This is a genomic window from Roseibium aggregatum, from assembly GCF_017309185.1.
In the GTDB taxonomy this organism is placed as follows: Bacteria; Pseudomonadota; Alphaproteobacteria; order Rhizobiales; family Stappiaceae; genus Roseibium; species Roseibium aggregatum_B.
In genome coordinates this window covers 429,354-451,578 of the sequence record NZ_JAEKJZ010000005.1, presented here as the reverse complement: position 1 = coordinate 451,578, position 22,225 = coordinate 429,354, and the positions used below count along the sequence as shown (strand labels likewise).

22 protein-coding genes are annotated in these 22,225 nt (G+C 63.3%); 5 read left to right on the top strand and 17 right to left on the bottom strand.

The window, feature by feature from the left end:
* Window positions 1-63 precede the first annotated feature (63 nt).
* The 7 genes from JF539_RS21865 to JF539_RS21835 all read right to left on the bottom strand — a co-directional run bounded on the left by JF539_RS21865 (window position 64) and on the right by JF539_RS21835 (window position 6,815).
* Window positions 64-822 (bottom strand): amino acid ABC transporter ATP-binding protein, encoded by a 759-nt coding sequence (locus JF539_RS21865; protein ID WP_209017479.1) that lies wholly within the window; start codon window positions 820-822, stop codon window positions 64-66.
* A 16-nt stretch (window positions 823-838) separates the two neighbouring features.
* Window positions 839-1,636, bottom strand: coding sequence for an amino acid ABC transporter permease (locus tag JF539_RS21860; RefSeq protein ID WP_207142851.1), 798 nt, complete (start codon window positions 1,634-1,636; stop codon window positions 839-841).
* Entirely contained in the window at window positions 1,633-2,379 is a 747-nt protein-coding gene (locus JF539_RS21855; RefSeq protein ID WP_207142850.1) for an amino acid ABC transporter permease, read from the bottom strand. Before JF539_RS21855 ends, JF539_RS21860 begins: the two co-directional genes overlap by 4 nt.
* Before the next feature lie 122 nt (window positions 2,380-2,501).
* Window positions 2,502-3,344, bottom strand: a complete 843-nt coding sequence (locus tag JF539_RS21850; RefSeq protein ID WP_207142849.1) for a transporter substrate-binding domain-containing protein — start codon at window positions 3,342-3,344, stop codon at window positions 2,502-2,504.
* On the bottom strand, window positions 3,341-4,891 hold the full coding sequence (locus tag JF539_RS21845) for an FAD-dependent oxidoreductase (protein ID WP_207142848.1): 1,551 nt from the start codon (window positions 4,889-4,891) through the stop codon (window positions 3,341-3,343). The genes JF539_RS21850 and JF539_RS21845 overlap by 4 nt, the downstream gene beginning before the upstream one ends.
* 83 nt (window positions 4,892-4,974) lie before the next feature.
* Complete coding sequence (locus JF539_RS21840) at window positions 4,975-5,880, bottom strand: LysR substrate-binding domain-containing protein (protein ID WP_207142847.1); 906 nt, start codon at window positions 5,878-5,880, stop codon at window positions 4,975-4,977.
* The gene (locus JF539_RS21835) at window positions 5,877-6,815 is read right to left on the bottom strand and encodes a LysR substrate-binding domain-containing protein (RefSeq protein ID WP_207142846.1); all 939 of its coding nucleotides are present in this window, start codon (window positions 6,813-6,815) and stop codon (window positions 5,877-5,879) included. Before JF539_RS21835 ends, JF539_RS21840 begins: the two co-directional genes overlap by 4 nt.
* 110 nt (window positions 6,816-6,925) lie before the next feature.
* Between JF539_RS21835 and JF539_RS21830 the strand changes: the two genes are divergently transcribed.
* Window positions 6,926-7,627 carry an HAD-IA family hydrolase gene (locus JF539_RS21830; protein ID WP_207142845.1) on the top strand — a complete coding sequence of 234 codons (702 nt, stop codon included), beginning with the start codon at window positions 6,926-6,928 and terminating at the stop codon, window positions 7,625-7,627.
* A complete protein-coding gene (locus JF539_RS21825; RefSeq protein WP_207142844.1) occupies window positions 7,627-8,925 on the top strand; it encodes an NAD(P)/FAD-dependent oxidoreductase in 1,299 nt (432 codons plus the stop codon). The genes JF539_RS21830 and JF539_RS21825 overlap by 1 nt, the downstream gene beginning before the upstream one ends.
* Before the next feature lie 290 nt (window positions 8,926-9,215).
* Here JF539_RS21825 and bktB read toward each other — a convergent pair whose 3' ends face one another.
* Genes bktB through JF539_RS21775 form a run of 10 tightly spaced genes read right to left on the bottom strand, consistent with a single transcriptional unit; the run spans window position 9,216 to window position 19,337 of the window.
* Window positions 9,216-10,403 carry a beta-ketothiolase BktB gene (gene bktB / locus JF539_RS21820; RefSeq protein ID WP_207142843.1) on the bottom strand — a complete coding sequence of 396 codons (1,188 nt, stop codon included), beginning with the start codon at window positions 10,401-10,403 and terminating at the stop codon, window positions 9,216-9,218.
* 30 nt (window positions 10,404-10,433) lie between these two features.
* Window positions 10,434-11,450 (bottom strand): phosphotransferase family protein, encoded by a 1,017-nt coding sequence (locus tag JF539_RS21815; RefSeq protein ID WP_207142842.1) that lies wholly within the window; start codon window positions 11,448-11,450, stop codon window positions 10,434-10,436.
* Window positions 11,437-13,053, bottom strand: a complete 1,617-nt coding sequence (locus tag JF539_RS21810; RefSeq protein WP_207142841.1) for an AMP-binding protein — start codon at window positions 13,051-13,053, stop codon at window positions 11,437-11,439. Before JF539_RS21810 ends, JF539_RS21815 begins: the two co-directional genes overlap by 14 nt.
* A 4-nt stretch (window positions 13,054-13,057) precedes the next feature.
* On the bottom strand, window positions 13,058-14,266 hold the full coding sequence (locus tag JF539_RS21805; RefSeq protein ID WP_207142840.1) for an acyl-CoA dehydrogenase family protein: 1,209 nt from the start codon (window positions 14,264-14,266) through the stop codon (window positions 13,058-13,060).
* A gap of 12 nt (window positions 14,267-14,278) precedes the next feature.
* Window positions 14,279-15,007, bottom strand: a complete 729-nt coding sequence (locus JF539_RS21800; protein WP_207142839.1) for an SDR family NAD(P)-dependent oxidoreductase — start codon at window positions 15,005-15,007, stop codon at window positions 14,279-14,281.
* A gap of 17 nt (window positions 15,008-15,024) precedes the next feature.
* Window positions 15,025-15,366 (bottom strand): hypothetical protein, encoded by a 342-nt coding sequence (locus JF539_RS21795; protein ID WP_207142838.1) that lies wholly within the window; start codon window positions 15,364-15,366, stop codon window positions 15,025-15,027.
* The gene (locus JF539_RS21790; RefSeq protein WP_207142837.1) at window positions 15,363-16,511 is read right to left on the bottom strand and encodes a thiolase family protein; all 1,149 of its coding nucleotides are present in this window, start codon (window positions 16,509-16,511) and stop codon (window positions 15,363-15,365) included. Before JF539_RS21790 ends, JF539_RS21795 begins: the two co-directional genes overlap by 4 nt.
* The gene (locus JF539_RS21785) at window positions 16,508-16,870 is read right to left on the bottom strand and encodes a MaoC family dehydratase (RefSeq protein WP_207142836.1); all 363 of its coding nucleotides are present in this window, start codon (window positions 16,868-16,870) and stop codon (window positions 16,508-16,510) included. The genes JF539_RS21790 and JF539_RS21785 overlap by 4 nt, the downstream gene beginning before the upstream one ends.
* A 14-nt stretch (window positions 16,871-16,884) precedes the next feature.
* Window positions 16,885-17,265: a hypothetical protein gene (locus JF539_RS21780; RefSeq protein ID WP_207142835.1), complete on the bottom strand. Its 381-nt coding sequence runs from the start codon at window positions 17,263-17,265 to the stop codon at window positions 16,885-16,887.
* Window positions 17,265-19,337, bottom strand: coding sequence for an acetate--CoA ligase family protein (locus JF539_RS21775; protein ID WP_207142834.1), 2,073 nt, complete (start codon window positions 19,335-19,337; stop codon window positions 17,265-17,267). Before JF539_RS21775 ends, JF539_RS21780 begins: the two co-directional genes overlap by 1 nt.
* A gap of 282 nt (window positions 19,338-19,619) precedes the next feature.
* Between JF539_RS21775 and JF539_RS21770 the strand changes: the two genes are divergently transcribed.
* Genes JF539_RS21770 through JF539_RS21760 form a run of 3 tightly spaced genes read left to right on the top strand, consistent with a single transcriptional unit; the run spans window position 19,620 to window position 22,218 of the window.
* A complete protein-coding gene (locus tag JF539_RS21770) occupies window positions 19,620-20,753 on the top strand; it encodes an iron-containing alcohol dehydrogenase (protein WP_207142833.1) in 1,134 nt (377 codons plus the stop codon).
* The gene (locus tag JF539_RS21765; RefSeq protein WP_207142832.1) at window positions 20,750-21,418 is read left to right on the top strand and encodes a glutathione S-transferase; all 669 of its coding nucleotides are present in this window, start codon (window positions 20,750-20,752) and stop codon (window positions 21,416-21,418) included. The genes JF539_RS21770 and JF539_RS21765 overlap by 4 nt, the downstream gene beginning before the upstream one ends.
* Complete coding sequence (locus JF539_RS21760) at window positions 21,415-22,218, top strand: IclR family transcriptional regulator (protein ID WP_207142831.1); 804 nt, start codon at window positions 21,415-21,417, stop codon at window positions 22,216-22,218. Before JF539_RS21765 ends, JF539_RS21760 begins: the two co-directional genes overlap by 4 nt.
* The last annotated feature ends 7 nt before the right edge of the window (window positions 22,219-22,225 follow it).

The window sequence follows — 22,225 nt, the reverse complement described above, 5'->3', positions numbered from 1 at the left end:
CGTCCCTTGGGACCCGCGATGACCGACGGGTCCGGTATAAAAAGTCAGCGGTGAAATGGCGCGTCAGAGCACCTTGGACAGGAATTCCTGCGTGCGCGGATCCTTCGGCGTTTCAAAAATCTGCGCCGGCGGCCCGCTTTCGACGATGCGCCCGGCATCGGTGAAATAAACCCTGTCGGATATTTCGCGCGCAAAACCCATTTCGTGCGTGACAAGCACGCACGTCATGCCTTCGCCGGCCAGTTGCTTGATGGCGACGAGGACTTCCTTCACCGTTTCCGGGTCCAGTGCGGCTGTCACCTCGTCGAACAGCATCACGTCGGGCCGCATGCAAAGGCTGCGGGCGATCGCAACGCGCTGCTGCTGACCGCCGGACAGTTCCGCGGGATAGGCCTCTTCCTTGCCGTTCAGCTGTACCTTCGCAAGAAGCGACCTTGCCCGCTCCCTGACCTCGTCCTTGTTCTCGCGCAGGACAAGGACCGGCGCCATCATCACGTTCTGCAGGACGGTCTTGTGGGGAAACAGGTTGTACTGCTGAAAAACGATGCCGACCTTGCGGCGCAGGGCCAGCTTGTCCAGATCGGGATCATGGACTTCCTGTCCCTCGACCTTCACCGAGCCTCTGGTCACGGGCGTCAGTCCGTTGATCGTGCGGATGAGGGTCGACTTGCCCGACCCCGACGGGCCGATGATGCAGATGACCTCCCCCTTCATCACCTCCAGATCGATACCCTTGAGCACTTCGTTTTCGCCGAAGCTTTTGTGAACGTCGTGAAGCGCCACGATCGGCTGGTCCGGGGTCCAGTTGTCGGCGGTTATCATGTGAGCGTGTCTCCTGTCACGATCCCGCGGCGAAGCGGCGCTCGAGCCGGCGGGTGTAGATGGAAAGCGGGTAGATGAAGATGAAGAACAGCGTCATCAGGAAAAGGTAGAACGGGATGAGGAACTCGGGGCGAGCCCCCGCGGCTTCCATCGCCGCCTGTGTGTTTCCGAGGGCTTCGTTGACCCCGAGAATGGCCGCCATCGGCGTCATCAGCGTCAGAAGGGCATACCAGTTCATCCAGGGTGGAATCATCCGGCGCACGCATTGCGGCAGGATAATGTAGATCAGCGTCTGACGGCGGCTGAAAGCCAGGCTTTCGGCGCTTTCCCACTGACCGGACGGAATGGACATCACCGCGCCACGCAGGATTTCGGATATGTTCGCCATGACCGGCAGCGCGAAGCCGACGGTTGCCTTGACCCAGTCGGGGATCAGTATCTTGTCGCCGCCCGGAAGCGTGATCTGGAACGGCACGAGGAACATGATCGCGAAAAGGATCACCAGCCAGGGCGAGTTCCGGAACAGGTGGGTGACGAGTTTGGCCGGCATCCGGATGACGGCGTTCGGGCTGATCTGCATGAACCCCAGGAGCACGCCCGTTACCGTCGCGAACGCCATCGCCAGCACGCTCATGACGAAGTTGAGCCAGAAGCCCTTCAGGATGAAGGGGATCCAGATTACCAGCGTGCCGAGCGCGGACACGGGATCCTCCGTCGTCTGTTGCGCCAGAGCCGCAACGGTCGAGGCAACACAGATAGCCGCGGTCAGAAGCGGTGCGCGCCATGTCAGCCGGTTGAGTGTGAAATCTGTCATTGGCCGTACCCCGGTAACGCGAGCCTGCGCTCCAGGCTGCTCATCAGGCGCGCGATAATGGCGACCAGAACGATGTAATAGACGAACAGAAGCACCATCATTTCCGGAACGTTGACGCTGTCCGACCAGATGCCGCTTAGGGAATAGGTGATTTCGGGAACCGCGATCACGTATGCGAGCGAGGAGGTCTTCGCAAGGCTGATGATGTTGTTGGTGAGGGCCGGAAGGCAGAAGCGGAATGCGAGCGGCAACGTCACGTAGACGAAAATCTGGAAGTTCGTGAAGCCGAGCGCTTCCGCGGCTTCGACCGTGGTCCCGGGGACCGCCTCGACGCCGGACCGAAAGATCTCGACGTTATAGCTTCCCCCGAAGATGCCGATAGCGATGACCGCCCAGCCAAAAGAGCCGATCATCGGTTCATACCAGCCGCCCATGTCGACTTGAGGCGTTATTGCACCGAGGCCGAAATAGAAAAACAGCAGCTGAACGATCGGCGGCGTGTTCCGGAAGATTTCGATGTAGGCAGCGACGAGCCAGCGAACGGCGCGGATCCTGGAGGTCTGCGCTCCCGCACCGATCACGCCAATCACCAGGGAAAGCGCGATGATCGCAATGATCAACTCGACGGAGACCCACATGCCCCTCAGCAGACGGTTCCAGTCGTAAGGATCGTAGAAAGGAGAAAAATTCAGTCCGGTCGTCTCGTAGAGCCGCTCGAAGAACGGCGCAATGATATCCAGCACGGCGAAAGGGTCCTGTAGTTACGCTTTTGGGGAGCGGCAATCGGGGTTTGTCTGCCGCCCCCCTGACCAGACTAGATCAAGATTGCGCGGGAGGAATGTTCTTGTCGCAATCGCCCGAACGATCAGTTTTCCAGATAGGCGTTGTCGTACTGCAGCTTTTCGTGCATTTGGGCGATCCAGGGAGATGGCTTCACACCCCATTTCTTCTCCAGCTCGATCAGCGTGCCTTCCTTGTGCCAGTTATACGCCATTCCGCTCATGAAGGTGCCCCAGATCCCGTCCTGTTCTTCCAGTGGAACCGCGGCACCCCAAGGGTTTGAGAAAACGGTGTCGACAGGCATCTCGAAGCCGTCCCACTCGCCGCTCGCCAGGTCCGCGGAGATCGACGTGTCGTCATAGACCCACGCAACGCACTTGCCGGACCGCAAGGCTTCCTTGGCCTCCGTATTGCCGCCGAACGCAATGACCCGGGCGCCGAACTCCACTTCGGCGATCTTGTTGTAGAAGACACCCTGCTTGCCGCAGACGGGCTTGCCCTTGATGTCGTCCCAGGACGAAATCACACCTTCCTTCGCCATCAGGGTCGGGCCGGAAGTCCAGTAGGAAGGCTCGACAATTCCCACGACCTTGCGGCGGTCCGGACGGTCCGACATCGCACCGATCAGGAGATCGATCTTGCCTTGCTGAAGGAACTCCATACGGTTCGCGGAGGAGATCACGACCGGCTCGAGTTCCACGCCCATGCGGTCGGCGACCGTTTTGGCGAGGTCGACCTCAATGCCCTGCAATTTTCCGTCGGGCGAGCGGAACGCCCAGGGCTTGAACGCACCCTGAACGCCGACGCGCAGGACACCCCTGTCGAGCACCTCCTTGAAGCGGTCGTTCTGCGCTTCCTGAGCGGAAGATCCCGTTGCGATCGCCGCGGCCAGCGCGGTGGCGCTGGCGAAGACTTTTAGAAATCTCATTTCGTTCTCCAATCTGAAAGGTTGTTTTGGTTTTCTCCCGGTTGATCCGGGTTGTCCTCGATTGCCGAGGGGACCTGAAAGCTGGTGTCCTGGCGCACCAGAAAGGCGTCGATTTCCTGCTCGGTCCGCGTGTCGTCCCAACCGAAATGAGAGGCCACCTTGCGGGCGGCCCGCTCGGCCTCCGCCCGTTCCAGCCGGCCGCTCCAGACGGCCCCGGTTCTTTGGGCCAGAACCCCGTAAAGGTCCGGAGCATGTTCGTGGGTGACCGCGAGCACCGCGGGATCCCGGCCGGAGTTGGCGGAGCTGGCGCGGATGTCCCGGGACACCGGCGGCGGGGCTCCGAGACGCTTTCCGACCTCGGTCAGCATGAGGCGTCCCGCCCCCCTCGAACTCATGACCGGACCTCCGGTCATCGCAAGCACGTTGCCGAAGCCCTGAGGCGCGAGATCGTGCACGGTGCGCTCGCGCGCGCCCATGGGCCGCTCGGGGTCGTGGGTCAATGGCCGGACGCCTGCCCAGGTCTGTTCGATATCGCTGCGTTTAAGCCCAAGTCCGGGAAGAAGGTGATTGGCTTCCGCCAACAGGAATTCGACGTCGTCGGCGTCGGCCCGCACCCTCCGTGCGTCGCCTTCGAACAGCGTCTCGGTCGGACCGAAATAGAACCGGTTTTCTCCCATGGGAAGACCGTAGAAGGGATGGCCGCCGCGGTGCAAAGTGGCAATGCCGCGGTCGGCGAAACCCTCCGGCAGCCGCACGATGATGTGCGCGCCCTTGGTGCCCTGGATCAGCCGCTTTTTGAAGTGTCCGAGACCATCCGCCCAGCTGCCGGCCATGTTTAGGACCACCCGGGCGCGGACCTCCCTTGTTCCCCGCGGGCCGTCCAGCGCGATCCGCCATAGGCCCTCGTTGTCCCGTTCACGGATTTCCGCGCGCGTCTTCAGGACCAGCTCAGCGCCGTGCGCTTCCGCGTCCATCGCGTTGTCGACGCACAGGCGCTCGGGGGACTCAAACAGATATTCCCGGAAGGTAACCATCCCCTTGAGCTTGCCGGGATCGCGCAGGTGGCGGCCGATGGGGTGCTGCCGGGTCTCATCCGCATTCAGCCGTGCGCGGTCCAGGGGAGGATTCCCGGGACCCACGAACTCCAGCAATTTGAGCCCGGCACTCAGTTGCCAGAGGGGAAACGGACCGCTCTCCCAGACCGGAAAGCCGAGTTCGATCGCGCGTGTTGCGACGGTGTCGTCATCGGCGAGCTCCGCCCGCGCCCTCATCGCATCCCCCGCCATTCCGAGCGCCTTGAAGAAGCGGCCAGGATGGCGAAGCGCGTCCAGAATCGGGTTTTCCGTCTCCAGGTAACGCAGCCCGCAATGCAGCATTCGGGACGAGCGCCCGCTTGCGCCGGAAGCGAGGTCGTCCGCCTCGACAAGTAGGGTTCTGTATCCGGCACGCGCAAGCTCACGCAGCGAAGCTGTGCCGTTGACGCCACCGCCGACGACGACGACGTCAAAGATCTGCTCCGCAATGTCACGTTCCGATAAGGGGTGCATAAGCGAAGTAGAGCTCAACGCCAATTACAAGCAAAATGCAAAATACGTCTTTCAGTATGCGTTTTCTGCATAAAGGGACAGTGTCAGGGAACTTGCACGAGCACTTCGTCGCGAAGCGCCTCGGCATGACCGATCACCTCGCTTGCGAGGGTACTCGGAACGCGTGTGTCCGGTTGAAGCAGGGCGAAGCGGCAGGCTATGCGCGGCGCGAAGGGCCGGAAGACGATCTTCGGATCCTTATGCGCCCAGGCCGTGAACGGATCGACGACAGCAAGACCGAGGCCGCGTTTGACCATGTTGCACATGGGGGCGGACATTGTGCTTTCCACCAGTTGCCTGGCCACGATTCCGGCACCTTGCATGATATCGTCGAAACTGCGCCGGGCGGAGACGAAGGTCGTCCAGCCGACCATCCGCTCGCCGCGCAGGTCCGCCGGCCGGATCTCCTCCTTTTCGGACAAGGGATGCCCCGTGGGCAGGGCGACGACATAGGACGTGTCTGCGAAGATCCGCGTATTGAAACCGGTCAGTTGAAACGGGGTTTCGGCAAAACCGAAATCGACCTGCTGGGTGGAGACCCATTTCTCCACGCTGACCGACATCCGGACGTTCAGGATGACCCGGGCCTGTGGTCTTTCCTTGGCAAACCGCGCGATGACCTCCGGCATGAAGTCGAGACCGAGCGCCGGCAGCGATGCGACGCCGACGCTGGCCTCCCGCCCCTCCTCCAGCCGCCGGCTGAAATCGTCGAGGGACGAAAGCGAGACGAAAAGCCGTTCCACCTCCTCCAGCAGCAGATGCGCGGCATGGGTCGGAAAGACCCGGCCCTTGCGCCGCTCGAACAGTTTGACGCCGACGCTGTCTTCCAGCTTGTCGATCATTCGGCTGACGGCGGGCTGGCTGCGGCCGAGGATTTCCGCCGCGCCCGAGATCGTGCCGGTGCGCATCACCACCTGGAAGGCCTCGTAGATCGCGGGATTGAGCCTCATGAAGCGGATCCGGTTTCAAGCAGAGCGGCAATTCCGAGCAATGGATGGGCGGCATCGATGGCAGCGAGATCCTGCCGAAGTTCAGCGACAAGCCAGTCGGCTACGCCGGCGACCAGATCCTCGCGAACGGCCCTGGGACGCATCAGCAGCCGGCATTCGCGTCCGGGGACTGAAATCCTGTCCGCGGCAGGCACGAGACGGCCTTCGCGCATCCAGTGCGCGACCACATTCAGCCAGCCGGCGGCGATTCCCTGACCCATCAGCGCCGCCTGGACCACCACCGAATAATCGGAAAAGGCGAGCTGCGTCTCCGGAACGGGCCCGGTCCTCCCCTCCAGACCGGCCATCCGGTCGCTGTCGTCTCCTTCCAGCCAAATCAGCGTTTCCCCTTTCGCGTGCGGTGTTTGGAGATATCCGTCGGAACAAACCGGTACATAAGCTTCATGCATGACGAACCTGCCGGTTCCTTCGCCCTTGGGGAAATAGCGCATCGCGAGATCGACTGTTTCGGCCGGCCCGGACACCGGACCCGGAATAAGCTGAAAGCGGAGATCGACCTCAGGAAATGCCGCTTGAAACCGGGCAATGCGCGGCATGAGCCAATGCGTCGTGAAGGCCGTCGAAACCGACAGCGTTATTTGCACCTTGCCGGTCTTGCGTTCCTCAATTGCGTCGAGGGCCTGCTCGATCTCCAGAAAAGCCGATGAAACCGCGGCTTTCAGGAGTTTTCCATCCGCCGTCAACCGGGCACCGGGCTTTTCACGAACGAACAATTGCGTCTCCAGATACCCTTCCAGCGCCGCCAGCGTTCGACTGACGGCGGGCTGCGTGACATTGAGTTCATCTGCGGCCCGAGTGAAATTTTCGAGCCTTGCAGCTGCCTCGAAGACAAAGAGCGCGCCGGTGGACGGCAGCTTGCGACGGAGACCATTCATTACCTCAGATTATGATTTGGCAAAGAATTTGGCAATTGCGTTCGCTTGCGGACTTGCGACAGGTTTGCTGAGATCACCTTCCCGGCATCGGGGCAGCAGACGAGGCATAGATGGATTTCTCCCGTTTCAAGGTTCTGACATTCGACATCGTCGGCACCTGCATCGATTTTGAAAAGGGCGTGCTCGATGCCGTCCGGCGGATTGGCGGGGAGGCGGCTGCCGGTCTGTCCGACGACGAGATCTTCCGGCCCTACATGGCGGGACGCGCGCAGCACTACGGCCGCTCCAGCGAGGTTTTCGGCGATGTTTATCTTCATTTGGCCGGCGAGCTCGGACTGGTGAAATCGGAAGCCGCGGCGCGGGACTTCCAGCTTTCCGTCCTCGAATGGCCCGCGTTCCAGGATTCCGCCGAAGCGCTTGCCAGGCTGCGCGCCCGTTTCCGTCTGGTCGCCATGACGAATGCCGACCGCACCGCCTACACGGCCTATGCCGAGCGTCTCGGTTTGCCGTTTCACGATGCGGTCACCTGCGACGAAGCCCGATGCGCCAAGCCCGACCCGAAGTTTTTCGAGTTCAATCGTGGTCGCCAGTCCGCTTTTGGATACGGTCAGGATGAAATCCTGCACGTGGCGCAAAGCCAGTACCATGATATCGGCATCGCCAGGGAACTTGGCTATTCCGTTTGCTGGATCGAGCGCCGCCACGACCAGCCCGGCTACGGCGGAACACCGGATCCCATGAGCTTCACCGAACCGGATCTGCGCCTGCCAAGTCTGGCGGCTCTGGCCGACAGGGTCTTCGGAGACACGTGATGCAACTGCCGTCTTTGCCAGCATCGCTATGGCGGGATACAGCCTCATCTCCAGAGCTGCATCCTCCGGCGCTGACCGGGGATGAAACTTGCGATATTGCGGTTGTCGGAGGCGGCTACACCGGACTTCATGCCGCGCTGGCGTTCGCCGATCTCGGACTGAACGTCGTATTGCTTGAGGCCGGCTCGCCCGGACAGGGCGCCAGCGGACGCAACGGCGGTGTCGTGTCCGCCAAATTCCGCCGAAGTTTCGGCGACCTGGCAAAGTCGCATGGGCTCGATGTTGCCCGGCGCATGCATGCGATTGCGAACGGCAGCGTCGATCATCTTCTCGCGACTCTGGAGCGGTTCGATCTGAAAGATGCCGGTTTCCGGCAAGTGGGCGCGTTGAAATGCGCGCACTCGTCAAGAGCTTACCACCATGCCAGTGAGGAAGCCGCCTGGCTTCGCGACATCCTCGGAGAAACGAACCTGAAGACACTCGGCCGCGACGCCGTTGCGGAGGAGACTGGAACGAAGGGGTTCGTCGGCGGCGTTCTGCAAGAAAACGCGGGCACCATCCAGCCATTGTCCTACCTCATGGGGCTGTGGAGAGCCCTGTCGGTTCTCGGGGTTCCGGTCTTTGCCGAGACACCCGTGACCGACATCCGCGATACCGGAACGGGTGTCCGGATACGGACGCAAGCGGGAGAGGTGCACGCCCGAAAGGCCTTGCTGGCAACGAATGCCTTCCAGGTCTCCGGCAAAGCGGGGCAGCGGATCGCGCGGGGCCTGGTTCCTTTTCGCAGTGCCATCATCGCAACGGAAAAACTGCCGCCGGACCTGTACCGGAAGCTGTTGAAACATGAGCGCAGCTACACCGAAACCCGCCGCATGATGCGGTGGTTTCGCAAGTCTGACGGTCGAATCCTGTTTGGCGGTCGAGGCGCTCTCGGACATGTTGAGGCACCCGCCGCATTCGACAGGCTCGAAAAAGCGATGAGAGCGATTTTTCCGAGCCTGGACGGAATGAAAGTCGAGTACCGCTGGTCAGGGCAGGTCGCCTTGTCGTTCGACGGACTGCCGATTGCCGGGCTGGTGACCGACCGGATTGGTTATGCAGGCGGCTTCAACGGCGCGGGCGTCGCAATGTCCGGTTTTGTCGGCGACCAGATTGCGCGGCGGATGACAGACCAGCCGCACGACCTGTCCCTGATTGCCCGGGCGAGCGTACCCAGTATGCCGCTTTATCAGCTTCGCGCACTGATGGTTCGCGGCGCGGCCTGCGGACTCGAGTTGATGGACTCCGCAGGCCTGTGAGGTCCACAGGCATTCAAGGCCCACCCTTCGGTGACGACAAACCTGAGTCCAGGCTCAGCCCTGAAAGAGTGCCGGTACCCTGCCCCCACGCTTTGTGTGCCGCTGCCACAGAGGCGCCCTCGCGCCTGTGACCCGGACGGGCCTGAACCGCCACAAGGTGTCCTAGCCCGCGTGAGGCGTTGCGCGGCTTCCGGGGTTCGCACCTCCGCCGCGCTCCGTCCGGGGAGGCAGCGGAAGGTCATGCAAGTCCAGTGGACGCGAAGCCGGTATCCACGGCAGCCCTCTCCGGCTTACCGGCGCAGGTTTTCCACCACCAGGGCGATCCCCTGGCCGCCGCCGATGCACATGGTGGCGAGACCGTAGCGGCCGCCGGTGCGTTCCAGTTCGTAAAGCAGCTTGACGAGAATGATCGCGCCGGACGCGCCCACCGGGTGCCCCATCGCAATCGCACCGCCATTCGGATTGACCTTTTCGGGATCCATGTCGAGGCCCTGCGACACCGCGCAAGCCTGGGCCGCGAAGGCCTCGTTGCTCTCGATCGCGTCGAGTTCAGCAACGCTCAGGCCCGCGCGTTGCAACGCCTGCTGCGTCGCCGGGATCGGACCAAGACCCATGACCTCCGGCGCCACGCCGCCGAGCCCGGTCGCCACGATCCGGGCCATCGGCGAGAGCCCCTTGGCGGAAACGACGTCTTCTTGCGCCAGCACAAGGGCCGCCGCGCCGTCGTTGATGCCGCTGGCATTGCCCGCCGTCACCGAGCCGTCCTTCTTGAACGCAGGGCGCAGCTTGCCCAGATCCTCAAGGGTCACGCTCTCGCGCACCATCTCGTCCTTCGCGAAGCTCACGACCTCGCGGCGCTGCTTGACCTCGATGGGCAGGATCTGGCTGTCGAAGCGCCCTTCCGCCTGTGCCCGCGCCGCCCGGCGGTGGGACTCAAGCGCAAAGGCATCCTGGGTGACCCGGTCGATCCCCTTCGACCCGGCGATGTTCTCCGCCGTGATCCCCATGTGACCGTTGCCGAAGGGGTCGGTCAGCGCGCCGATCATCATGTCGGTCGCCGAGACGTCGCCCATCTTCGCGCCGAAACGCGCCGACGAAACCAGATGACCCGCCCGGCTCATGCTTTCCGCGCCACCGGCGAGCGTCACCTTTGCGTTGCCGAGCACGATCTGCTCATAGGCGTTGACCACCGCCTGCAGGCCGGATCCACACAACCGGTTGAGCGTCAGGGCCGGACTCGTCTCGGGGACCCCGGCGCCAATCGCGGCGACCCGCGACAGATACATGTCCCTCGGCTCGGTATGGAGCACGTTGCCCATGACCGTCTGGCCGATCTCGCCCGGCTCGACGCCAGCACGGCTGATCGCCTCCGCCGCGACACGGGTGCCCAACTCGCAGGGGGCGATGCCCGACAGGCTTCCGCCGAAGGTTCCAATCGCGGTGCGCGCACCGCTGACGATCATCACCGATTTATTCATTTCGATCCTCCAGATCCAAAACTAGGCTCCTCAGGTGGTCCCGAGAGCGATTTCAAGTCCGCGCACGGCGAAGCGGCGCGCGAGCGGGGCCAGGGCGGCGGCATCCTGGCCGGCCGCGTTGCCCGAACGGGCGCGATCGGTGATGCCGACGAAGATCACCGCGAAGCGGAACAACGCAAAGGCCTTGTGGAAGGGCAGCAATGCACCGGCTTGGGGGTTGGCTGCCTGATAACGCGCCACGAACTCCTCCTCTGATGGCAGCCCGAGCCCGTCAATGTCGAGCCCCTTTATGCCGCCATATTCATCGGGGGACGTGTGCCAGGGCATGACACAGAAACCAAGATCGGCCAGCGGATGGCCAAGCGTGGAGAGTTCCCAGTCCAGGATCGCCACCACGCGCGGCTCGCTCGGGTGGAACAAAACATTGCCGAGCCGGAAGTCGCCATGGGCGAGGCTCACCGCGCCGTTGTCCTCCGGCAGGTTCGCCGGCAGCCACTCCACCAGAGCGTCGAGTTCAGGAATGTCCCCGGTCGGCGACGACTGCCACTGGCCGCTCCAGCGCTTGATCTGCCGTTCGAAGTAATTGCCCGGCCGCCCGAAATCGCCAAGACCAACCTCTTCCGGCCGGACTCGATGCATCTTTGCCATCGCATCCGCGAGCCCCATCCAGAGAGGCTTGCGTTCTTGCTCGGGCACCTCCGCCAGGGCGCAGTCGGAGAAGACCCGGCCTTCAACCCGCTCCATGAGATAGAAAGGCGTGCCCAAGACGTCCGGGTCCTCATGGATGAGAACCGGGCGTGGAACCGGAACGCCGGTTGGATGAAGCGCCTTCATCACCCGGTATTCCCGGTCGATCGCATGAGCGCCTTTCAGGATCTCGCCGTTCGGCTGCTTGCGCAGCACCAGGCGTTCGCCACCCCAGGTCACGAAATAGGTCGGGTTCGACTGTCCCCCCGAGATCCGCTCCAGCTCAAACGTCCCGTTTTTGCCGAAACGCTCCGACAGAAACGTTTCCAGGCGCTCGGGCAGAAAATCAATCCCGGTCATCATCGGTCTCCGATGCGATTTCGGCGGCACGCTGGCGCAGGACGAACTTCTGCACCTTGCCCGTCGCGGTTTTCGGAATCGGTTCAAACACAAATTGGCGCGGACGCTTGAAGCCCGCAAGATGTGTCCTGCAGAACCGGTCAAGCTCTTCTGCGGTGAGGTCGACATCCGCGTCGACAAAGGCGAACGGGGTCTCCCCCCATTTCGGATGCGGTGCGGCAACCACCGCGGCAAGGCGGACCCCTGTGTGCCGGTGCAGCACATCCTCTATTTCCAGCGTCGAGACATTCTCGCCACCGGTGATGATGATGTCCTTGGCGCGGTCGCGGATCTGTATCCGGCCATCCGGCAACATCACCGCCAGGTCCCCTGTATGGAACCATCCGTCCTTGAACGCCTCGGCCGTGTTCTCCTCGTCCTTGAGATAGCCTGCCATAACAGTTACCCCGGACAGAACAACCTCTCCCTGGCTCTCGCCGTCGGCCGGGACGTCCCTGCCGTCGGACGCGACCACCCGCAACTCGGGCGCGGTGAAATGCGGACGTCCCTGAGATGCCAGCCAGAGTGCCTTTTCCGAGGCGGGCGCGTCGGCCATCGCTTCCGGCAGCCGGTTGACCGTGCAGGGCCCGAAACATTCCGTCAGTCCGTAAAGATGCGTCAGGTCGAAGGCGATGTGATCCAGCCGTTCGATCAGGGAGGTGGTCGGCGCAGCTCCACCGGTGCCGACCATGACGCGACGCGATGCGCCGTTGCGGCTCAAGTGCGCCGGGTGATCCAGGAGCATGTAGAGCACCACCGGAGCACAGCACAGATCCGTGACGCCAAAACGCTCGATTGCGGCGAAGATCTCCTCCGGATCGATCCCGTCCAGGCACACTTGCGTGCCTCCGGCCGCGGTAACCGCCCAGCCATGGCACCAGCCGTTGCAATGAAACAGCGGCAGCGTCCAGAGATAGACCGTGCCGGGATTGAAGCGCAGCGTCGCCGCGTTTCCGACCGCGTTCATGTAGGCGCCGCGATGATGCAGGACCACGCCCTTTGGGCTGCCCGTCGTACCCGAGGTGTAATTGAGCGCGATCGGCTGCCATTCGTCGGTGACGACCTGACGCCAGTCCCGCCTGTGGCCGGGGACAGGACCCGTCATCACCTCGAAGGGAACAAGCCCTGAAACCGACTGTGAGCCAAAAACGAGGCAAGGCCTGCTTCCGGCGGCTTCGACCGCCAGAGAAGCGCTTCGCGCATCCGCCAGGACCAGGCAGGCTCCGCAATGATCGAGAATGTAACGGACAGCCGCCGGATCGAGCCGGGTGTTGATGGTATTGAGAACGGCCCCCACGAGTGGAACCGCGAAATGGGCCACCAGCATCTCCGGTCCGTTCGCCGACAGAACCGAAACGACATCGCCCCGCTTCACCCCGCGCCCGGCCAGTCCTTCCGCCATGCGTTGTACCGCTGCGTCCAGGTCCACGTAATCGTAGGTCTTGTCTCCCGCGATCAGTGCAGTGGCGGCGGGATGTTCGGCGACCGTTCGCTCGAACAATGCCAACGGTGAGAGCGGCGCGTGGTTCGCTCCGCGTGGAGCAAGAAAGGGTGCTTCGAACATCCGGTCATCCTTCCTGAACGTTCCAGCGCCAGAAGTCCCGGCCCTCGGCATTCAGCTCCCGGTTCAGAACCATCTGATGGACCTCGTCTGCGCCGTCCACCAGCCGCGCCTGGCGGGCATAGCGGTAGATCCACTCCAGGACCGTATCCTTGGAATAGCCTCGCGCACCGTTGATCTGGATGCCGACATCGGCCGCCTTGTGCAGAAGATTGGCGACATGGATCTTCGCCATCGACACTTCCTTGCGGGCGAAACTGCCCTGGTCCAGCGCCCAGGCCGCCTTCATCACCAGAAGCCGGCCGGTCTCGATGCCCATGGCAAGGTCGCCCAGCTTGATCTGAACGCTTTCCCGGTCGGACAGGCGGACGCCGAAGCCATGCCGGTTGACGGCATATTCCCGGGCGATCTCCGTGCAGCGCTTGGCAAGTCCAAGCCAGCGCATGCAATGGGTCAACCGCGCCGGGCCCAGCCGCATCTGGGTGATCTTCAAACCCAGCCCCTCCCCCAGAATGATCCGGTCGGCGGGAAGCTCCATGCCCTCGTAGACGACTTCGCAATGGCCGCCATGTTCTTCCGGCCCCATGATCGGAATACGCCGGTCGATCCGCCAGCCGGGCTCGTCCCGATGGTGCAGGAACGCGGTCAGACCACGCCTGAGATCGTCGGAGGTGCGGGCGACCAGAATGAAATGGCTGGCATCCCCGGCCCCGGTGATGAACCATTTGCGGCCCCGGATGACATATTTGTCGCCCGCCTTCGTCGCGGTGGTGAGCATCATGCCCGGGTCCGAGCCGCCGCCCGGATGCGGTTCCGTCATCACGAAGGACGAACGCACCTTGCCGTCCACGATGGGCTTCAGCCATTGGTCCTTCTGTTCAGGGGTCGCAGCCTTTTCAAGCACCATCATGTTGCCGTCGTCGGGGGCGGCGGAGTTGAACACGACCGGCCCGAAGATCGACCGGTTCATTTCCTCGTAGCAGACCGCCATGCCGACCTTGGACAAGCCGCCGCCGCCGGTTTCCCTCGCCAGTTGCAGACACCACAGGCCTTCCGCCCGGGCCTGCGCCCGCAGGTCCTCCAGGGTTTCGTAGGCAATGTTCTCGTGCTCATCGTAGCAGGACGGGTTTTCCTCAAGCGGCAAAAGCCGGGTTTCGACGAAATCGGCGATACGAGCGCGCAGTGCCTCAAGCTCGGGGGAGATCGTAAAATCCATTTGAAAAACCCTTTAAAGAGAAGAAACGAGATGGCCGCCGTCGACGGCGATGACCGATCCGGTCATGTAGCGGCTTGCATCGGAGGCGAGCAGCAGCAGCGGACCGTCGAGGTCCTCCATCTGGCCCAGCCGCCGCTGGGGGATGCGCCGGATCATGGCCTGCCCCGCTTCGGTGGCGAAAAAGTCCCGGTTCAAAGGTGTCTCGACATAGCCCGGGCAGAGCGCGTTGACACGGATGCCGTGGCGCGCCCACTCCAGCGCCGCCGCCTTGGTGAACTGAACCAGCCCGGCCTTGGCCGCCGCATAGGCCGCGACATGACCGGCCACCCGCAGGCCGAGGATCGAGGCCACATTGACGATGGACACGCCCCGAGCGGCAGCGATGCCCGCACGCGCGGCGCATTGGGCGACCCGGAAGCAACCGGTCAGGTTGGTGTCGAGCGTTGCCTGCCAGTCGTCCTCCGCATAATCGAGCGCTGCGCCCGCGACCGAAATACCTGCGTTGTTGACGACGATGTCGAAGGGCTCATCCGCGAAAGCCGCCTCGACGCTGTCCCGATCCGTCACATCAAGCCGGCACGGCCGCCCGCCGGAGACCCCGGCACAGACCTCCTCGAGCCTGGCCTCATTGCGCGCTCCCGCGACCACCGACGCGCCGCTGTCCGCCAGAACGCGGACAAAATGCGCACCGAGCCCGCTCGAGGCGCCGGTCACAAGTGCCCGCTGCCCTTTTAAAGTCATGTCTTTTCCTCCCGAAACTACGTATCCCTTTTGCACGAAAGCGCCTCAAGCCGATAGGGGGCAAGGCCATCGCTTGAGGTAACCGTCATCGGTTGGCCGATTTCCACCGCTTCGGCACACACCGCCATCACCCTGACCTCCGGGGTCGCGTCAAGCGTCACCATCGCGAGGTAGAACGGAACCGTCCCCACGGGACTTTCGATCGGCGAACGATCCACTTTCGTCACAGCCGTGACGACGCAGTCTCCTGCGACCGGCTTGGAGCACAAAGCGGTTCCGCCACAGGACCGGCAGGCGTAACCGCCGGTCAGCTGTGCCCGCCCGCAGGTGTCGCAGATTTCGACAGCGATCGGGTTCATGCCCCGCCCTCCAGCACGAGCGAGACATGGGATGAAAACACTCCGCCATCCGCGTGAAGAAAGGAAAGCGGTGTCCGGGACGATGCCGATGCCTCGTCCTCGCGCATCCTTCGGACCATTTCGACAAGATGCGCCAGACCTCCCGAAACCCCGCTATGGCCGTAGGACAGAAGCCCGCCATGAGTGTTCAGCGGCAAGGTCCCGCCGTCGCGGTCGAAACGGCCCGCGCGCGCGTCTGCCGCGGTGCCGCCCGGCTCGGAGAGACCGCAAGCCTCCAGAAGCATCATCAAAGTGATCGTGAAACTGTCGTAAATCGCCGCCCGGCCCATCTGATCGATGGAGTGGCCCGACATGCGCAACGCGGCGGCGGCGGCTATCCGGGCACCTTCCGCAATGTCTTGAGGCGCGGAGCTCATATGCTGGTGGCGATGGCTTTCTCCCGTGCCTGCGATCCGAAGCGCGGTTCGGCTTCCGGAAGGCGCGCCGGAGACCACGACCGAAGCTCCGCCGTCCGACACGGAGCAGCAATCGAGCAGTTTCAGGGGCGTGGCGATGGGCCGGCTTGCCATGACATCATCAACGGTGATCGGGTCCCGGAATTGGGCCCCTTCGGTCGCAACCGCATGACGCCGCATCAAGACCGCGAGTTCGGCGAGATCCTCTTCGCTCACCCCGGTCCGGTGCATGTACTCGGAAGCCGCGAGGGCGTAATAGGCAGGTACCGAGGCCCCGTTGGGCACTTCGTGCAGCGGGTCACCCACTTCCGAAAGGGTTCGGGTGACCGAGGCCCCGCTTTGTCCGCTGCGCCGGTTCTCTCCCGCCACCACCAGAACGTTCCTTGCAGCCCCCGCCGCGACAAGATGGCGGGCGAGTGCGACCATCGCGAGGCCCGTCGCCCCGCCGACCGAAATGCCGTAGGCGCAACTCGGGCGCAGCCCGAAGGCCTCCGCGAAGCGTGTCGCGGGCATCAGGTGAGGAGCGGTGGTGGCATAGCCGACCAGAAGCCCGTCGATATCGCCGCGCGCGAGGCCACTCTCCTGTAACGCCTCTTCGGCGGCGCGCGCCTGAAGGTCGAGAGACGAAAAGCCCGGCAACTTGCCGAAAGCCGTCATCGCGGCGCCCGAGATATAGGCACTTGCCGTCAAGACCGGGCCTCCGGGATAAAGGTTCCGGACAAGGTTGTCCTGCCGTCCTCGCACTCGACCGCAACAGACAGGGGCATGTCCGGCATTTCCGCCGCTTGCAGCACGGCACGCACCCGGGTACCGACATAGACCGGAGCCTGAAAGCGCACCCTGAGTTCGCCCCGCGCGACGGCCTCCGCGCCCAGGGAGCGCTCGAGCAACCGCATCACCTGGGCCAGCGTAACCGTGCCGTGAGCGATGGTACGGCCAAGCGGCGTTTCCCGGGCAAACTCGTTGTCCAGATGCAAGGGGTTATGATCGTCGGTCAGATCCGCGTATGCGCGGGTTCTGTCCTCGTCGATCAGCTCCCATTCGGACATGTTCCGTCCTGGGTTCACATCGCCCATACGAACCTCATTTCCGCCTCGACAAGTGGCTTCCCGCCGTCGGCAAGCTCGATCCCGAACACAACCCAGTTGCGGCCCTTCTTGATTTCCTTGTCCAGACACGTCGCCCGGGCGACGAAGGTCTGACCCGGCCGAACCTGCCGGAAGATCTTCATGGTCTGCTCCGCGTGGATATTGCCCGGCGGACGCGGGTAAATGAGAAAGGTGTAGGCGCGCATCAGCGTCGCGATGGTCAGCTCAGGGCCATTCTCCCCCGGTTGAAGGTCCGGGAAAGCGGCGGCGACGTTGAGCAGGGCATCGTCCGGCACCTGCATCTCCGCGCAGCCGATCTCAGCCCCCGGCCGGAAATTGTCGAAGGTCCAGACCATCAGGCACCGGCCTTCCGTTCGATATAGGCATCGAGCGCGCGGGCACCCCCGCCGAGGGCCGCGACGCTGACGGGATTAAGTTCCACAGCGGCGATTTGGTTCCGGTGGGCGAGGACAAAGTCCGAAAGCGCGAGGATGGTCTCGACCAGCGCCGGGACATCGGCCTTGGCCACGCCGCGCGCGCCGTCCAGCAGAGGCCAGGACCGCAGGGATCTCAACATGGCCTCGGCGTCCTCCCGACTGACCGGAGCAACAGACAGGGCGACATCCCGATAAACCTCGGCGTGAATGCCACCGGCCCCGACCATGACGACCGGGCCGAAAACATCGTCGATACGTGCCCCGACAATGCACTCCGCAACGCCGGAAACCATCGGGCTGACGAGAACGCCATCGATGCGCGCCGACGGCACACGCTTACTGACCTCCGCCATCATTTTCGCCGCAGCCCCCCTGACCTCATCCGCCCCCGACAGGTTGAGCTTCACGCCACCGACCTCTGTCTTGTGCGCGATATCCGGCGACAGGATCTTCAGGACAACGCGCCCCCCCAGGGTTTCGGCGGCGGCACCCGCTTCGTCCGCGGTTGCCGCACAAACCACACCGGGCACCGAAACCCCGTAGGCTGCGACGGCTTTCAGAGCGTCATATTCCGTGAGTGACTCCGCTATGAGGTCCCCGCTTTTCGGGCCGAGATCGCTCCAGTCCCGCGCGGCCGGAACGCCTGTCTGATGACCCAGTTGCCGGAGCGCCTCGATGGCCCCGGTGGGATCGTCGAACACCATCATGTCCTGCTCTTCGAACAGCTCGCGCGTCGCGGTGTCGGTGTTGGCCACAAGAGCAAAGGTTCGATCGGAAAAACCGTCCGCGCCTGCGATCACCGCGCGTCGAACGCTTTCGGCCAGCATCGGCGATTCCATCCAGTTCATGAAAAAGCCGACGATCGCGTCGCAACCGCCATCCTGGAACATCGCCCGCATGTGATCGGTGATCAGCTCGGGCTGGTTCATGGACTGGGCGGTCACATCGACAGGATTGACCGGAGAGCCGAACGGGCAGATCTCACGCAAGCGCGCCTGCGTATCCGCAGGCAAGGACGGGACTGAAAACCCCGCGTCAAAGGCCGCGTCCGCCATCAGCACGCCCGCACCGCCGGAAACGGTCAGCAGACCCAAACGGTCTCCGGCGAGATCCTCGCCGTGGCTGAGCGCATAAAGAGCGTCGAGCATTTCGTCGGTTCGCTTGACCCGCAAGGCACCGGCCCGGGCAATGGCACTGTCGAACACGGCATCGTCCCCGGCAAGCGAAGCCGTGTGCGACTGCGCCGCTCGGCTGCCCACCGGGGTCCGTCCCACCTTGATGACAACCACGCGCTTGCCCGAGGCCCGCGCCGACGAAATAGCCGTCATCAGAGCACGGCCGTCCTTGACCCCCTCCAGATAGACGCCAATGACCCGCAACTCGGGATCCCTGCTCAGGGCTTCGATCACATCGGTGGCCGATACACCCGCCTCGTTGCCTGTCGTCACCCAGTAGCGAAGGCCGATGCCGCGCTTGATCGCCTTGATCCCGAGATGCGCGCCGAACGCGCCCGACTGCGAGACCAGGGCGACCGGCCCCTCCGGAACAGGTCCTCGCTCGAAAAGACTGCTGAAGGTTGCCACCGTCCGCGATGGCGCCGCATAGAAACCCAACGTGTTCGGGCCCATTACATGGATACCCAGTTCGGCGGCACGGTCCGTGATGCGCGCCTGAAGCGCTTCGCCTTCCGGGCCGATTTCGGCAAAGCCCGAGCTGAAGATGACGACGCCCGCCGCATTCTTTCTTGCCGCCGCTTCAATAGCCTCCGGAACATGCTCGGCCGGAATGGCGAGGATCGCGAGGTCGATGTCTCCGGGAAGCGCATCGAGAGACGGATAGGCAGGGAGGTCCTGCACCGTTTCCCGGGAAGGATTGACGGGGAAGATCCGCCCTGCGAAGCCATTGGCTTTCAGATAGTGCACGGGGCGTCCGCCGATACGCGTGGGGTCTGCCGACGCCCCTACGATCGCTATCGCGTGCGGCTTGAACACTTTCTCCAGTCCCGGTCTAACCCCGTATGCCCGCACTTCGCTCACCCCCAACCTTCATTCCGATTTGGCCGTCACCGGCGTTTTCACACGCTTGAAACGACTCCGCCAACATTAGCGTATTTTTTCTGCATAGAAATTCTTTTTTCTGTCAAGAAATTTTTCTTGACCAATTTCTCGAAATCCCTACCCTCTCGACAGCATTTGACGATACCGCCGTCTCACCCACGAAGACGGTGAGGCAGCGGGGAAGTGAGACCGGGGAAGATGGATAAGCTTTGCAGAATGTTCTTTCTGACGGACACGGTGCTGGGCTACGGCGCGCTGGCGGAACTCGCCTCCGAACTGAAAAACCACGGCTCGAAGCGTCCCCTGGTCGTGACGGATCGAGGTATCCTCCAAGCCGGTCTGATTGACAGAGTCGTGGCTGCACTGGGCGTGGAGCCGGCGGCAACCTTTCACGACACCCCCGCCAATCCCACCAAGGACGCCTGCGTCGAAGCCGCCCGCCTCTTTACGGAAAGCGGAGCCGACGGGGTCGTCGCGGTCGGGGGCGGATCACCGATCGATCTGGCGAAAGCGGTTCTCGTCCTGGCAACCCATGAAGGCGCCGTGGAGACCTACGACGCCTCCCTCGGTGGAACCGCCAGGATCGACGGCACACGCCTCCCTCCTCTTTTCGCCATCCCCACCACGGCGGGAACCGGGAGCGAGGTCGGGCAAAGCGCGGTCATCTCTGTGCCGGGTGCCCGGAAGTACATCCTGCGGCATCCCGACATGAAACCGCGCGTGGCGATCTCCGATCCGGAACTGACCCTGACGCTTCCGGCGGCAATGACCGCCGGGTCCGGAATGGATGCGATGTCCCATTGCATCGAAGGTTTCCTGAGCCCGCGCCTCAATCCCCCGGCAGCGGCGGTGGCGCTGGACGGGTTGAAACGGATCTGGACCCATCTCGAGCGCGCGGTCGAAGACGGCCAGGACCGGGAGGCCCGGTGGCATCTCCTGCTCGGCAGCGCCGAAGGCGGCATGGCGATGACCAACGGTCTCGGCTCGGTTCACGCCATGTCCCACGCGGCGGGCGGACTTCATGAACTCAAGCTGCATCATGGCACCTTGAACGCGATTTTCCTGCCCGACGTTCTGAGGTTCAACGCGGAGGCTCCGGATGTCGACCTGGCTCCCCTTGCCGAAGCCACCAACTGCACGAGCGTAAGCGCGTTCATCGACGCAATCGAGGCGAGAAACGAAAGACTGGGCCTTCCGGCTAGCATCGCGGCGATGGGGGTAAGCAGGGAGCTTGTCCCGGATCTCGCCCGGACCGCCAAGGCCGATTTCACGGATCGCACCAATTCCCGGCCCGCCGGGGAAGACGATTACACCCGCCTTTTTGAACATCAGTTTGGCGCGGTCGCATGAGCACGGATCGGCACAGGCTCTACGGACGCAACGCCTCTCCCTACACCCGGCGTGTCGCGATCGCCATGCGGGTTCTTGGCGTTCCCTTCGAACAGATCGCGCTTTCGCCCTTCTCCGACCTTGAGGCAATTCGGGAAATCAATCCTCTCGGGCGCGTTCCGGTGTTATGCCTGCCTGACGGCGAGACACTGATTGAAAGCGGTGCGATCCTCGACCATTTACTCCTCACCCATGACACGGATCACAGCCTGCTGCCCGCGAGCGGCGCCGGGCGGCGGCACGATCTGCAGCTCGGCGCGCTTTGCCAGACGGCTTTGGACAAGGGCGTCGTCGCCGGACATGAATTGCTGCTGAGACCCGAACCCAAACGCCACGCCCCCTACTTTCTGGATCGCGTCAATCAGGCCCGCACAGCGATGCGGGAACTGGAGAAGAGCCTAGCCCCTCTAAACAGCGCCGATAAGGAGATCCCGAGCCTTGGCGAAATCACGACAGCCGTGGCCTTCGATTTCCTGAACGGCTTTCTGCCGCAGGTTCTGGAAAATGAATCCCTGCCGGAAATCACCGCTCTGAGTGTTAGGTTGGAGCAGACTGCCCCCTTCCGCGATCAACTTCCGGAAGTGAGGATGCAGCTCCGTTACGAACCTGAGATGAGAGCAGAATGACAGCTGAAAACGGCGCTTCACCCGAGACGACCAAGGACAAGGCGGGCTTTCAGCCCGTTCCCGCCGTTGTCAACGCCATGCGGATCTTGCAGGCGCTGTCAAAGGCCGAAGCTCCCATAAAGCTCACGGAAATCTCGCAAAGCGCAGGCGTTCCGATCGCCACCGCCCTGAAGATCCTGCGCACGCTGGAATCGGGTGGAATGGTGGAGAACCATGCAGCCAGCAAGACCTATCAGCTTGGCGTCGGCCTTCTTCAGCTTGCGCAAAAGGTTCCCAATCCGGATCCGGAAGCCGCGCTTCGCATGCGCATGAAGGAAATCGCCACGAAATACGATTGCCTGACCGCGCTGTGGCACATCACGCGCTCCCGCGTGATCCTGCGCGAGCGCGCTCTGGCCGACCGCCCGCTCCGGCTCGATCTTCAGGTGACACAGCGCATGCCGGTCTATCTGGGGGCAATCGGGCGCATCGTGGCGGCGCGGCGCAACATAGCGCGGGACACCCTTGAGGACCAATTTCCCGATCTGCGATGGGAAGTGCCTCTGACCTTCGAACGCTATTGGACCGAAGTCCAGGAGGCGAAGGAGCTCGGATACGCCATCGACGCGGGCAACCTCTACAAGGGTGTCCATGTCGTTGCCAGCGTGGCCTGCGACGCCTCCGGCGAACCGAGCATCGGGCTATCCGCCATCGCGCTGTCCGGCTCCCTGGAGCCCTCTCGTCTGGCTGAACTCGGCGCCACACTCCACGATGCATGCCTGAAAAGCGGAGGCGTCGCCGCCCGCCAGCCTGAGACTTAAGCCTTTC

Excerpts from the sequence above, each read along its gene's own strand:
- JF539_RS21865 (WP_209017479.1), bottom strand. The coding sequence starts at position 822 with ATGATAACCGCCGACAACTGGACCCCGGACCAGCCGATCGTGGCGCTT.
- JF539_RS21780 (WP_207142835.1), bottom strand. The coding sequence starts at position 17,265 with ATGGTCTGGACCTTCGACAATTTCCGGCCGGGGGCTGAGATCGGCTGC.
- JF539_RS21810 (WP_207142841.1), bottom strand. The coding sequence starts at position 13,053 with ATGTTCGAAGCACCCTTTCTTGCTCCACGCGGAGCGAACCACGCGCCG.
- JF539_RS21850 (WP_207142849.1), bottom strand. The coding sequence starts at position 3,344 with ATGAGATTTCTAAAAGTCTTCGCCAGCGCCACCGCGCTGGCCGCGGCG.
- JF539_RS21805 (WP_207142840.1), bottom strand. The coding sequence starts at position 14,266 with ATGGATTTTACGATCTCCCCCGAGCTTGAGGCACTGCGCGCTCGTATC.
- JF539_RS21835 (WP_207142846.1), bottom strand. The coding sequence starts at position 6,815 with ATGAATGGTCTCCGTCGCAAGCTGCCGTCCACCGGCGCGCTCTTTGTC.
- JF539_RS21815 (WP_207142842.1), bottom strand. The coding sequence starts at position 11,450 with ATGACCGGGATTGATTTTCTGCCCGAGCGCCTGGAAACGTTTCTGTCG.
- JF539_RS21785 (WP_207142836.1), bottom strand. The coding sequence starts at position 16,870 with ATGTCCGAATGGGAGCTGATCGACGAGGACAGAACCCGCGCATACGCG.
- JF539_RS21760 (WP_207142831.1), top strand. The coding sequence starts at position 21,415 with ATGACAGCTGAAAACGGCGCTTCACCCGAGACGACCAAGGACAAGGCG.
- JF539_RS21770 (WP_207142833.1), top strand. The coding sequence starts at position 19,620 with ATGTTCTTTCTGACGGACACGGTGCTGGGCTACGGCGCGCTGGCGGAA.
- JF539_RS21800 (WP_207142839.1), bottom strand. The coding sequence starts at position 15,007 with ATGACTTTAAAAGGGCAGCGGGCACTTGTGACCGGCGCCTCGAGCGGG.
- JF539_RS21765 (WP_207142832.1), top strand. The coding sequence starts at position 20,750 with ATGAGCACGGATCGGCACAGGCTCTACGGACGCAACGCCTCTCCCTAC.
- JF539_RS21830 (WP_207142845.1), top strand. The coding sequence starts at position 6,926 with ATGGATTTCTCCCGTTTCAAGGTTCTGACATTCGACATCGTCGGCACC.
- JF539_RS21845 (WP_207142848.1), bottom strand. The coding sequence starts at position 4,891 with ATGCACCCCTTATCGGAACGTGACATTGCGGAGCAGATCTTTGACGTC.
- JF539_RS21795 (WP_207142838.1), bottom strand. The coding sequence starts at position 15,366 with ATGAACCCGATCGCTGTCGAAATCTGCGACACCTGCGGGCGGGCACAG.
- bktB (WP_207142843.1), bottom strand. The coding sequence starts at position 10,403 with ATGAATAAATCGGTGATGATCGTCAGCGGTGCGCGCACCGCGATTGGA.
- JF539_RS21860 (WP_207142851.1), bottom strand. The coding sequence starts at position 1,636 with ATGACAGATTTCACACTCAACCGGCTGACATGGCGCGCACCGCTTCTG.
- JF539_RS21825 (WP_207142844.1), top strand. The coding sequence starts at position 7,627 with ATGCAACTGCCGTCTTTGCCAGCATCGCTATGGCGGGATACAGCCTCA.
- JF539_RS21840 (WP_207142847.1), bottom strand. The coding sequence starts at position 5,880 with ATGAGGCTCAATCCCGCGATCTACGAGGCCTTCCAGGTGGTGATGCGC.